The following is a 12,182-nucleotide window of genomic DNA, read 5'->3' as shown; positions in this document are numbered from 1 at the left end:
ATTAAAGAACAAGGAAGTGGAAATATGTCAGATTACAAATTCAATACCAGATGCATTCAGGCAGGTTATACAGCAGAGAGTGGGGATCCACAGGTGCTGCCTATTGTGCAGAATACAACTTACAGATATTACGATGCAGAAGATGTGGCAAAACTATTTGACTTAGAAAGCGCTGATTTCATGTACACCAGATTGGGCAGCCCGACCGTAAACGCGTTGGAAGCTAAGATGGCGGCCTTAGAGGGTGGTACGGCAGGAATTGCAACCAGCGCAGGGCAGGCAGCGAATTTAATTACCATGTTGAATATCTGTGAAGCGGGCGATCATATCATCGCGTGTGCAAATATTTATGGAGGAACGTTTAATTTATTTGGTGTAACCCTGAAAAAGATGGGGATTGAAACGACGTTTATCAATCAGAATGCGTCAAAAGAAGAAATTATAGCGGCAGCGAGACCGAATACAAAGGCTCTATTCGGGGAGTCTCTTGGTAATCCGGCGCTGACAGTTTTGGATATTGAAGAATTTGCGGCTGCGGCACATGAAATAGGCGTCCCACTGGTAGTAGATAATACGCTGGCTTCCCCTTATCTGTGTCAACCTTTGAAATATGGGGCGGATATCGTTACCCATTCCACGACAAAGTGGTCTGACGGCCATGCTACCAGCGTAGGAGGCATGGTTATCGAGGGTGGAAAGTTTGATTGGAACAAATATGCTGATAAGTTTCCTGGCATGGTCGAACCAGATGAAAGCTATCATGGTTTGAAATTTTATGAAAAATTCGGCGAACAGGCTTTTTGTGTAAAGCTGCGGGCGCAGATGCTTCGAGATTTAGGCTGCACGATGTCTCCGATGAACGCATGGTTGACATTCCAGGGGTTGGATACGCTGCATCTTAGAATGGAACGGCATAGTTCTAATGCTCTGGCTCTTGCGCAATTCCTGCAGAACCATCCGATGGCTGATTGGGTTAAATATCCAGGATTACCGGGAGATGATGATTATGAAAGAGCGCAGAAGTATTTGTCAAAGGGAGCCAGCGGCGTATTGGCCTTCGGCGTGAAAGGCGGCAGAGCGGCCGGAGAGGAATTCCTGAAAAACCTCAAGCTTGCCAGCATTGTGGTTCATGTCGGCGACATTAGAACTTCTGTTTTGCACCCAGCGTCAACGACCCACAGACAGCTTAGTGAAGAAGCACAGATCGCAGGCGGCATTTTACCGGAACTGATTCGTGTATCAGTAGGATGTGAAGATATTGAAGATATTATCGCGGACTTTGATCAGGCTCTGAATAGAGTGGCAAGGAAGTAAAGAAATGGAATACAGAGAAGCTCTGATTGCGCAGGTGGAAGAATATTATCAAAAGGTGGTATATCCGTATAAGGAAACGACTACAAACGCAATGAACGACGCCCGGAAAATGGGCCTCTTTAAAAAGAGAGATTTCGGCGTACATATCCGACGTTTTCGCAATCATATGGAGACGGCAGCGGCTGTGAAAATTGCTGAGATACTCATTCCTGACGAAGATACCCAGGCAAAGCTGCTGTGGAATCAGCTATGCAGAAGTATAGATACCTTTTTGCAGCTGTGCGAAAAGAATATCCGATTTTATGAAATTACGGATAAAAAGCAGTATCGAGGCAGCGGACTTGTCATTCGAGAATTTAAGGAAGCTGCGGAGGATATGCAGCTTGCGCTTAAGGAAGCGGTACTGGAATTAGAATTGCTAGACAAAACATACCAAAAGTATACTGCAGACGATTCTGCCAAATAAAACAGACAAACATAGGCTCCCCAGCCAGATGAAACAGGCCATGGGGAGCTTTTGTTGTTTGAAGAGCAAGATAGAGGAGTTAAAGCAGGGGACAGAAAAAGTCAGCATGATCAGCAGTACTATCAGTTGAATTGCGTCAAACGTACCGTTTCCCGCCACAGATAAGAGCGACGCAGAGCTAAAATCTCTTTTCAGCACATTTAAAAGCAGAAGGCTGGCTGCTTGCGGAGGCAGATGAAGAAGTTTTTCTAAGAGTGGGCCGCAGACTGATGAAAGCCAGTCCAGCAGACCGAAGTACATTGCCAGACTGATAGCGATGCTACCGGCACAGAAAGAAGGCAGTGTGGCGGCAACAGTTTGAAAAGCGTTTCTGATAATTTGCAGCAAAGAAAAGTCGGCAGCCTGTTGTTGATATCTGACCAATCCGTCGCTTAAGGGGTAACACCGGTCGATCATCAGCAGAAGCAGAATTATGAAAAGGAAGCAGAATACCAGATATACCAGAAAGACCCGGAAGGTGACCATGCAGGCAAAGGTTGCCGCCAGAGCAATCTGGGAAGAACAAGGTACTAATAAAATCAGAATCCAGATCATACGCCGGCGCATAGACGGCTCATCCACGGTATCTAAGGCTGTAAGAGCAGCAGTGGTACAGCCTAATCCCAAGACGATATAGAAGCATTGGTTAACCAGTGGATGAGAGTTTTTTAGAAATGGGATACGGGACAGTATTTGTTCAAGAAATCCCAAGAAAATCATAATAGGAAATAGTACCAAAAATAAATACTGAGGCGTTACGGTAAGCAGACCGAAGTCGCCGAAAAAAATCCAGGATAAAAGATGTGCGATATTATTCATTTGTACTTTTTAATCCTTTCAAAGAATGGTATAATGTCTACACACGGCGACTGGCAAGCTAAAAGCGAAGGCAGAGCCGATGTGCAACACAGGAGCTAAGCTCCATTTTAGATTAGTGTATGTTTGTGATGAGAAATTCATGAAGAAATACAGAGAGGGTGGGTATTATAAGTATTGTAGAATTTGTATTGCTTACGATTGGAGTTTTGACACTGGTGATGCTGTTTTTGATTTACGGGAAATTTAGCGCCGTACAAAAGGAAATTAAAGCGTCTCGTGTGGAAACTATTCAATATATTAACAACTCGTTTAAGACTTTTGGAGATATGATCGTTGCAAATCAAAAAGAGACAACCAGAATGCAAGATTTTCGTTTGGCGGAATTGCATGAGAGATTCAGTCATATGTCTATCGAGAATGAACAAAAGCTAGAGAATATCAGAGCTACGATGTCGCAGAAGATTGGAGAATTGACGGAGGATAACAATCGGCAGATGGAGCAGATGCGGCAGGTTGTTGATGAAAAGCTGCAGAAGACTTTAGAGGACCGACTCAGTCAGTCGTTTAGATTAGTAAGTCAACGGTTGGAACAGGTTTACAGAGGTTTAGGCGAAATGCAGACATTGGCAGTGGGTGTAGGTGATCTGAAGAAGGTACTTTCTAATGTAAAAACCAGAGGAATTTTGGGAGAAATTCAGCTGGGCGCTATTTTGGAGCAGGTATTGTCTCCTGAACAATATGAGGAGAATGTGACCACCAGAAGTACAGGCAACGAACGAGTAGAGTTTGCTGTCAAGCTGCCTGGGGACGATGATCAGACAGTATATTTGCCTATTGACGCAAAGTTTCCCGGCGATGCATACGCGCGCCTGGCAGACGCATATGATGCAGGGGACGCTGCAGAGATTGAAGCAGCGGGAAAGAATTTGGAAAGGGTGATCAAATCAGAGGCAAAGGATATTCGAGATAAATACATTGAGCCTCCTCGCACTACCGACTTCGGAATCATGTTTTTGCCTTTTGAAGGACTGTATGCAGAGGTTGTCCGGCGTGGGATGGTAGAGACATTGCAGCGAGATTATAAAGTGAATATTGCCGGACCAACTACGATGGCTGCGCTTCTCAATAGTCTGCAGATGGGATTCAGAACGTTGGCTATTCAGAAACACTCCAGTGAGGTATGGAACGTTCTTGGCGCTGTAAAGAATGAATTTGGGAAATTTGAGGATGTGCTTATGGCAGCACAGAAAAAGATTACGCAAGCGGGTGATGATTTAGACCGGCTGGTAGGAACACGCTCGCGAATGATCAGAAGCAAACTGCGTACAGTGACGGAATTATCTGATGACGCGACGGCAGAACTGTTGGATTTAGAAGAAAAGTGACGGAGGAGAAAGAGACGTGAAAGTATTTGCAATAGGGGATCTGCATCTGTCCTTTGATGAAAGAATAGAAAAACCAATGGACGTGTTCGGCCCTCGTTGGATTAACCACCACCAACGAGTCAAAGAAAATTGGGAAAAAACAGTGCAGGCGGAGGATATGGTGATTCTTCCCGGCGACATCTCCTGGGGGCTGCGGCTGGATGAAGCGATGGAGGACCTTGCCTGGATTCATCAGCTTCCTGGAAGAAAGATCATTGTAAAAGGAAACCATGACCTTTGGTGGTCATCTATAACCAAGTTGAATAAACTGTATGGGAATATTACATTCCTACAGAATCACTGCTATTTGGCGGGGAATGTTGCGGTCTGCGGAACGCGGGGATGGATTTGTCCGGGGACGGATGGATTTGATGAACACGACCAGAAAATTTACGAGCGGGAGCTTATGCGGCTTCGATTTTCTCTGGAGGAAGGTGCAAAGAGTGGGGCGGAAATTATGATTGCGGCGCTTCACTTTCCGCCTACTAATGATAAAATCCAAGGATCTGGGTTTACGAAGTTACTGACCCAATATCATGTCAGGACTTGTGTTTATGGCCATCTCCATGGCAAGGATGCCTTTAAAAATGGGATAAATGGCATATTGGACGGCGTAGAATACAGATTGGTTTCTCTGGATTATCTGGAAGGGAAACCACAGCTTATATATGAGGAATAGAGAGGAAGGAGAACGGCGATGAAAAGAGTTACTTTGATAGTATTGGATAGCTTAGGTGTAGGCCAACTGCCGGATGCAGAAAAATATGGAGACGCGGGCGCGGATACTCTGGGGCATATTGTAGATCATAACCCTGATTTTCAGATTCCAAATTTGCACCGACTGGGCTTTGGCAATATACAAGGGGCGGCAGACGGCCGTTTGAGAGTTGAAACCCCAACCGGCGCTTTCGGAAAGCTGGGAGAGCTTTCAAGGGGGAAGGATACCATTACTGGTCATTGGGAGATTGCCGGTCTGGAGACTAAGACGCCTTTTAAAACATATCCTGATGGTTTTCCGCCAGCTTTTATAGCTGCATTTGAGGATAAAATCGGGAGGAAGTGCCTGGGAAACTATCCCGCATCCGGTACAGAGATCATAGAGCAGCTTGGACCAGAGCATGAAGCTACGGGCAATCCTATTGTATATACTTCTGCAGACAGTGTTTTTCAGATTGCAGCCAACATAGAGGTAATCCCGCTGGCGGAATTATATGAAATCTGTCAGACTGCCAGAGAGCTTCTGACTGGAGATTGGGCTTGCGGCAGAGTGATTGCCAGACCGTACGTCTTAAAGGATGGTAAGAGAATCAGGACGTCAGACCGGCGTGATTATGCAGTTTCTCCTGGCGCAGAAACTGTTCTGGATAAGGTGAAAAAAGTAGGAAAGACTGTCTTTGCAATCGGAAAAATTTCTGATATTTTTAATGGTCAGGGCGTAACGCAGTCCGTGCATACTGAGGACAATATGGATGGTGTTGACCGGACCATAGAGGCATTGGGCGATACCTTTGACGGCTTTATCTTTACGAATCTTGTCGACTTTGATTCGAAGTACGGACATAGAAGGGATCCTGAAGGTTATGGGAAAGCTATTATGGAATTTGACGGAAGACTTCCGGAGATAATAGACGCGATGAAGAACGGAGATATTTTGATTATTTGCGCGGACCACGGCAATGATCCGGTTCATACCGGTTGGGATCATACCAGAGAGTATGTACCGGTTCTGATTTACGGCGATGGTATCAAAGGCGGCGTAGACCTGGGTATAAGAAGCAGCTTTGCGGATATCGGCGCAACGATTGCGGAATATCTTGACACAGAGCCCACCGCTATAGGGGAAAGCTTTTTGAAGGAGATCAGATAAAATGAATATGAACGATTTGATTGTGAAAAAGCGGGATGGCGGAGCGCTGAGCAAGGATGAGATTCGCTATTTTATCAACGGATATACCGAGGGAGAGATTCCAGATTATCAGGCAGCGGCATTGCTGATGGCGATCTTTTTCCGCAAAATGGATAAATTCGAGACCTTTGAATTAACCGATGCTATGCGCTATTCAGGAGACACGATTGATCTGGCTGGTGTGCGTGGTATAAAGGTAGATAAGCATTCGACTGGGGGAGTCGGCGATAAGACCACTCTGATTGTGGCGCCTCTGGCAGCAGCCTGCGGCATTCCTATTGCCAAGATGAGTGGGCGAGGATTGGGCTTTACAGGTGGAACAGTGGATAAGCTGGAAGCGATACCAGGTTTCCGCACCGCCATGGAGCCGGAGGATTTTTTGCAGCAGGTAAACGATATTGGTATCGCGGTGATTGGACAGACTGCTCATATTACACCAGCGGATAAGAAGCTTTATGCTCTGCGAGATGTGACGGGTACGGTAGAGAACCTCAGCCTGATAGCGTCCAGCATTATGAGTAAAAAGCTGGCGGCTGGAAGCGACGCTATTGTTTTGGACGTAAAATGCGGGCGCGGCGCTTTTATGGAGGAGCAAGCTGAGGCAGAAGCGTTAGGTGAAATTATGTGTGAAATTGGCCGCGCGGCAGGCAAAAAAACAGTAGCGGCTATTACCGATATGAGTCAGCCTTTGGGGAAAGCCGTAGGAAATAGTCTGGAAGTTATAGAAGCCATTGAAACTTTAAAGGGACGGGGCCCTTCTGACATTACCGCTTTATCCCTCTGTTTGGCGGGTATTATGATTTGTCTCGGCGGTCGTGTTAAAACTACTGCTGAAGGTAAAATCTTAGCGCGTCAGGCTCTGGAAAGCGGAGCAGGACTTAATAAGCTTCGAAGCTTTATTGCGCGGCAGGGCGGAGATGAAAGGGTTATAGATGATTATGAGCTTTTCCCACAGAGTTCTCTGCGCAGAGAGATTCTGGCAAGGGAGGGTGGATTTATTAATGGCATTGATGCCAGAGCAATCGGTCTTGCGTCGCAGCACACAGGCGCGGGAAGAAGAACGAAGGAAGATGATATAGATTTATCCGCAGGTATTGTACTTCATAAAAAGACAGGAGATAAGGTTAGTAAGGGGGAATGTCTGGCGACAGTGTTCAGCAGCAGTCAAGGCAGGTTAGCTGACGCGGAGAAGGAGGTTGCGAGAGCCTTTGATATCAGCAAGGAAAAGAAGGGAGAGCCGAAGCTGGTCAAAAAAGTTTTAGGATTATAGTTTTACTGGCGTGTGAGGAAAGGTTGCAGTGGTTGCGATGTGTTATAAAAAAGGATTTGAAGCAAAGAAAAGAGTATTGATCGCGGATGACGATGCCATAAGCCGCAGAGTTTTACGCAGAGTTTTGAATCGCGAATACGATGTACTTGAGGCAGAAAACGGTATGGAGGCCCTTGACATATTGGATGAAAATCCGGATATTGCCGCGGTTCTTCTGGATCTTCATATGCCGCTGATGGACGGCTTTGAACTATTGGATATCATTCGCGGAGATGAAGAATTTTGTCATTTGCCAGTCTTGGCATTATCTGCCGCGGATGTTAATGAAGCAAAGGAACAGGTGATCAATGCCGGGGCGGATGACTTTTTGATCAAACCGATTGCGCCGGGTGTTGTGTTGCATCGGTTGAAAACGGCGATTCTGCTGCAGAATATGCCGGAGCAGGATGCGCAGAGGCTTTTGGATATGCTGCCTTTTGGTATATGGCTTTTTGATGGAACCACGGGATGCCGGATATATGCCAATCAGACTGCCAGAGAGGTCATCGTACCGGACAGTAGAGATGGCAGCTCCTTTGATGGGCTGATTGGCAGTTCTGAAGCAACGGAATTTCGTATAAAGGATGTGGAATGGAAAGGCCGTCAGGGAAAGCTGGTTGTCAGCAGGAAATGGGAAGCATAGAGAACCGTCCAAGGTTATCCTCATGGAAGTGAGGGGGATAGCTTTGGACGTTTTTTTTCATGGAAATAGATGGATTGAAGAGTTTTAACCTGGAAACCGTGATATTCTTAAGGGCAACAGCATATAGATAGAATACGGGTATACAACCACGCCACGCTTTGATAAAAACAATTTAAGAACAATTATACAAAAGTCTATTGACAAACATCGCGTGGACGTTTATACTTGTATACGTAGAGATTGTAACGATTTATTGCAATAAAGCACAGCCTGCACAACGGAAGTGCAGTGAGGAATTGGGAGGTATGGTAGATATGATAGAAATATCCAGAAAGTCAAATCTGTTAGAACAGGCCAGTTATAAGTACACCCTGCAGGATATCCCGGAACCAAATTTGTATCGGGATATGTTCAGTTATACGGAAGTACCTAAGATTGTATTTAACCATAGACGTGTGCCGATGAATATGCCGGAGGATATTTGGATTACAGATACCTCTTTCCGTGACGGACAACAATCCATGGCGCCGTATACTGTGAAACAAATTGTAGATTTATATAAGCTTTTGTCCAGATTGGGAGGCCCGTATGGCCTGATCCGCCAGTCAGAATTCTTTATCTATACGAAAAAGGACAGGGAAGCTGTGGAAAAGTGTATGGATTTGGGACTTCGTTTTCCGGAAATCACTACATGGATTCGGGCAAAAAAAGAAGATTTTCAGATGGTAAAGAAACTGGGAATCAAAGAGACAGGCGTACTGGTTTCCTGCAGTGACTACCACATTTTTAAGAAGATGCAGATGACCCGCAGGCAGGCGGTAGATTATTATCTGGAAACCATACGAGATGCTTTTGAGGCGGGAGTAATACCAAGATGCCATTTAGAGGATATTACCAGAGCTGATTTCTACGGCTTTGTTGTACCGTTTGTAAATGAAATCATGAAGTTGTCTAAGGAGGCTGGCGTTCCAGTAAAAATCCGCGCCTGTGATACCATGGGCTACGGCATTCCTTATACGGAGGCGGCGCTGCCGCGAAGTGTCGCCGGTATTATATATGGTCTGCAGCATTTTTCTAATGTACCGAGTGAGATGCTGGAGTGGCATGGGCATAATGATTTTTATAAGGCGGTTGCTAATGCTTCTACGGCGTGGCTTTATGGCGCGTGTGCCGTGAACTGTTCCTTGCTGGGAATTGGAGAGCGTACGGGAAATGTTCCGCTGGAGGCTATGGTCTTTGAATACGCCTCTCTGCGTGGTTCTATGGACGGAATGGATCCTACCGTAGTGACGGAGATCGGAAGATATTTCAGGGATGAAATGGGATATGACATTCCGCCGATGACGCCTTTTGTCGGAGAAAACTTTAACGTAACGAAAGCCGGTATCCATGCGGACGGCCTGATGAAGGACGAGGAAATTTATAATATCTTTGATACGAAAAAATTGCTTGGAAGAACACCGGGCGTAGCGGTGAGCAAAACCAGCGGATTGGCAGGCATCGCTTACTGGATTAACGAGCATTACGACTTACCGGAGGAGCAAAAGCTCCATAAGGACAGTCCGTTAGTTGTACAGGTAAAGGAATGGGTAGACGAGATGTATGCTGATGGCAGAACCACTAGCTTGTCGAATAAAGAGCTGGAAACAAAAATCAAGGAATTAACGAAAGGGGAGGAATCTAAATGATAGAATACAGAACAGTATCTCTGGCGGACAGAGTTTACGATCAGTTGGAATATAATATTCTCAGCGGCGCGTACGCCCAGGGAGAGATTATCAGCGAAACCAGACTTTCAGAGGAACTGGGCGTCAGCAGAACCCCGATTAGGGAAGCGATGAGCCGTCTTTCTCATGAGAAATTGATCAAAGAATCTCCCAATGGAACTGTAGTCGTGGGCGTTACGGAAAACGATGTGAAGGATTTGTTTGAAGTAAAACGGCGGATTGAGGCAATGGCCACTCGCAGAGCAGCGGAGAACATTAGCGCGGAAGGCTTGAAGGCGCTAAAGGATAACGTAGATCAACAGGAATTTTTTGCACAAAAGGGGGACGCCATCAAAGTGCGTGATTTGGATACGGAATTCCACGACATTATCTACCGAGAGTGCGGAAGCATTACTTTTGAAACAATTTTGACGCCAATTCATCACAAAATGATGAAGTTCCGACGTCTGTCTTTGGAAAAGTCGCATCGAATTATGGCCTCTGTGGCGGAACACAAGTCGTTGTATAACGCTATTTCTGAAAAGGATGGAGATAAAATAGACACGATCGTGCTGATGCACATAGATCACGCATATAACAGCATTATGGAGGTAAACGAACAATATGGGATTAACAATCGCACAGAAAATCATTAAAGAACACTTAATCAGCGGAGAAATGACGCCGGGCAGCGAGATTGCCCTGAAAATAGACCAGACCCTGACGCAGGACGCCACGGGTACTATGGCATACCTGGAATTTGAAACTATGGGAATTCCAAGGGTTAGAACGGAGCTTTCCGTTGCCTATATCGATCACAATACCTTGCAGTCAGGCTTCGAAAATGCCGACGACCATCGGTTTATTCAGTCTATGGCCAAGAAATACGGACTGTATTTTTCGAGACCAGGCAACGGCATCTGTCATCAGGTACATCTGGAACGGTTCGGAAAACCGGGCAAAACCCTGATCGGTTCTGACAGTCATACGCCGACCGGAGGCGGTATCGGCATGCTGGCCATGGGAGCGGGCGGTCTCGACGTGGCAGTTGCCATGGGAGGCGGCGCATACTACATCACCATGCCGAAGATGTACAAGGTAAATTTGACAGGCAAGCTGAATCCATTTGTGACTGCAAAGGATGTCAGCTTAGAAATCTTACGTCTTTTATCTGTAAAAGGCGGCGTCGGCGCAATCATTGAATGGGGCGGACCGGGGGTAGAAACTTTGTCTGTACCGGAGAGAGCGACCATCACTAATATGGGAACAGAGCTGGGCGCGACAACATCCATCTTCCCATCTGACGAAGTAACTCGCGCGTTTTTAGCGGCTGAGGGCAGAGAAGCGGATTATAGAGAGCTTGCCAGCGATCCTGATGCCGTTTATGATAAAGTGATCGATATCAACCTGTCCACACTGCGGCCAATGATCGCTTGTCCCCACAGTCCGGACAGCGTAGTGGCTGTCAATATGCTGAAGGGAACAAAGGTGGATCAGGTCTGTATCGGTTCCTGCACGAATTCTTCCCTCCACGATATGCTGAAGGTAGCGGCATTGCTGAAAGGCAAGACGATTAAGCCGGAAGTAAGTCTTTCTATTTCGCCGGGATCTAAGCAGGTGCTGACCATGTTAGCTGACTGCGGCGCACTGTCCGATATTCTTGCCAGCGGTGCCAGAGTGCTGGAATGTGCCTGCGGACCGTGCATTGGCATGGGCTTTTCACCAAATTCCGGCGGCGTATCGCTGAGAACCTTTAACCGAAACTTTGAAGGACGTTCTGGCACAGCCGACGGAAAAGTATATCTGGTTTCGCCGGAGACAGCTGTAGCTGCGGCGCTGACCGGCGAGATTACCGATCCGATGCTGCTTGGTGAAATGCCGGAGGTTGTGATGCCGGAGGCATTCAAGATCGACGACAGCGCCATTATAGCGCCGGCGTCTTTGGAGGATGCAAAGGATCTGCCGATTTTGCGCGGCCCGAATATCAAGGCGTTCCCTGACAGCAGACCGCAGGATGACGTGTTGGAAGCGCCGCTGGTACTGAAAGTGGGAGACAATATTACGACAGACCACATTATGCCTGCAGGCTCTAAAATTCTGCCGTATCGTTCCAATATTCCGCATCTGTCACAGTACTGCTTTGGCGTATGTGACGAGACCTTCCCGGAAAGAGCGAAAGCAGCGGGAGAAAGCATAATCGTAGGCGGAAACAATTACGGACAGGGATCCTCCAGAGAGCATGCGGCTCTCGTACCGCTGTACCTGGGCGTACGCGCTGTTATTACCAAGAGCTTTGCACGAATTCACGCAGCAAACCTGATCAATGCAGGCATCATGCCGCTGACCTTTAAAAATCCTGAGGATTATAATAAAGTCAGCCAGGACGATGTACTTCGCTTATCAGATGTTTATGCCGGTATGGACAGCGGAGAGATGATGCTGACTAATGTGACAACAGGGGAACAAATTCCGCTGACATGCAGCTTTACAAAGAGACAGAAAGAGATACTAAAGGCCGGAAGCCTTTTGAAATATGTAGCAAAAGAGGGAAATTAA

Annotated in this window: 11 protein-coding genes; 10 read left to right on the top strand and 1 reads right to left on the bottom strand. The window is 46.6% G+C overall.

Annotated elements, in window-relative coordinates:
• Window positions 1–24: 24 nt before the first annotated feature.
• Together ACPW7J_RS11480 and ACPW7J_RS11475 are read left to right on the top strand one after the other, a co-directional pair.
• Window positions 25–1,314 carry an O-acetylhomoserine aminocarboxypropyltransferase/cysteine synthase family protein gene (locus ACPW7J_RS11480; RefSeq protein WP_161874571.1) on the top strand — a complete coding sequence of 430 codons (1,290 nt, stop codon included), beginning with the start codon at window positions 25–27 and terminating at the stop codon, window positions 1,312–1,314.
• Window positions 1,315–1,318: 4 nt separating this feature from the next.
• Window positions 1,319–1,780, top strand: coding sequence for a hypothetical protein (locus ACPW7J_RS11475; protein WP_161874572.1), 462 nt, complete (start codon window positions 1,319–1,321; stop codon window positions 1,778–1,780).
• Here ACPW7J_RS11475 and ACPW7J_RS11470 read toward each other — a convergent pair.
• Window positions 1,733–2,638 (bottom strand): nucleoside recognition domain-containing protein, encoded by a 906-nt coding sequence (locus ACPW7J_RS11470; protein WP_425755273.1) that lies wholly within the window; start codon window positions 2,636–2,638, stop codon window positions 1,733–1,735. The two genes, ACPW7J_RS11475 and ACPW7J_RS11470, sit on opposite strands and share 48 nt — an antisense overlap.
• Window positions 2,639–2,796: 158 nt before the next feature.
• Between ACPW7J_RS11470 and ACPW7J_RS11465 the strand changes: the two genes are divergently transcribed.
• The 8 genes from ACPW7J_RS11465 (at window position 2,797) to ACPW7J_RS11430 (ending at window position 12,182) form a co-directional block, all read left to right on the top strand.
• Window positions 2,797–4,023 carry a DNA recombination protein RmuC gene (locus ACPW7J_RS11465; protein ID WP_425755272.1) on the top strand — a complete coding sequence of 409 codons (1,227 nt, stop codon included), beginning with the start codon at window positions 2,797–2,799 and terminating at the stop codon, window positions 4,021–4,023.
• A 16-nt stretch (window positions 4,024–4,039) separates the two neighbouring features.
• Complete coding sequence (locus ACPW7J_RS11460; RefSeq protein ID WP_424960067.1) at window positions 4,040–4,741, top strand: metallophosphoesterase; 702 nt, start codon at window positions 4,040–4,042, stop codon at window positions 4,739–4,741.
• A gap of 18 nt (window positions 4,742–4,759) precedes the next feature.
• Window positions 4,760–5,929: a phosphopentomutase gene (locus ACPW7J_RS11455; protein WP_425755271.1), complete on the top strand. Its 1,170-nt coding sequence runs from the start codon at window positions 4,760–4,762 to the stop codon at window positions 5,927–5,929.
• 1 nt (window position 5,930) lies between these two features.
• Complete coding sequence (locus ACPW7J_RS11450; protein ID WP_425755270.1) at window positions 5,931–7,238, top strand: pyrimidine-nucleoside phosphorylase; 1,308 nt, start codon at window positions 5,931–5,933, stop codon at window positions 7,236–7,238.
• Between the two features lie 37 nt (window positions 7,239–7,275).
• Window positions 7,276–7,920, top strand: a complete 645-nt coding sequence (locus ACPW7J_RS11445; RefSeq protein ID WP_161874577.1) for a response regulator — start codon at window positions 7,276–7,278, stop codon at window positions 7,918–7,920.
• Window positions 7,921–8,225: 305 nt separating this feature from the next.
• Window positions 8,226–9,608, top strand: coding sequence for a 2-isopropylmalate synthase (locus tag ACPW7J_RS11440; RefSeq protein WP_424960070.1), 1,383 nt, complete (start codon window positions 8,226–8,228; stop codon window positions 9,606–9,608).
• Window positions 9,605–10,282, top strand: a complete 678-nt coding sequence (locus ACPW7J_RS11435; protein ID WP_161874578.1) for a GntR family transcriptional regulator — start codon at window positions 9,605–9,607, stop codon at window positions 10,280–10,282. Before ACPW7J_RS11440 ends, ACPW7J_RS11435 begins: the two co-directional genes overlap by 4 nt.
• Window positions 10,251–12,182 (top strand): aconitate hydratase, encoded by a 1,932-nt coding sequence (locus ACPW7J_RS11430; protein WP_425755269.1) that lies wholly within the window; start codon window positions 10,251–10,253, stop codon window positions 12,180–12,182. Before ACPW7J_RS11435 ends, ACPW7J_RS11430 begins: the two co-directional genes overlap by 32 nt.

It is taken from the genome of Ihubacter sp. rT4E-8, from assembly GCF_049852125.1.
In the GTDB taxonomy this organism is placed as follows: Bacteria; Bacillota; Clostridia; order Peptostreptococcales; family Anaerovoracaceae; genus Senimuribacter.
Note: the sequence above shows the minus strand (reverse complement) of the source record. Positions and strands in the feature narration are given on the sequence as shown.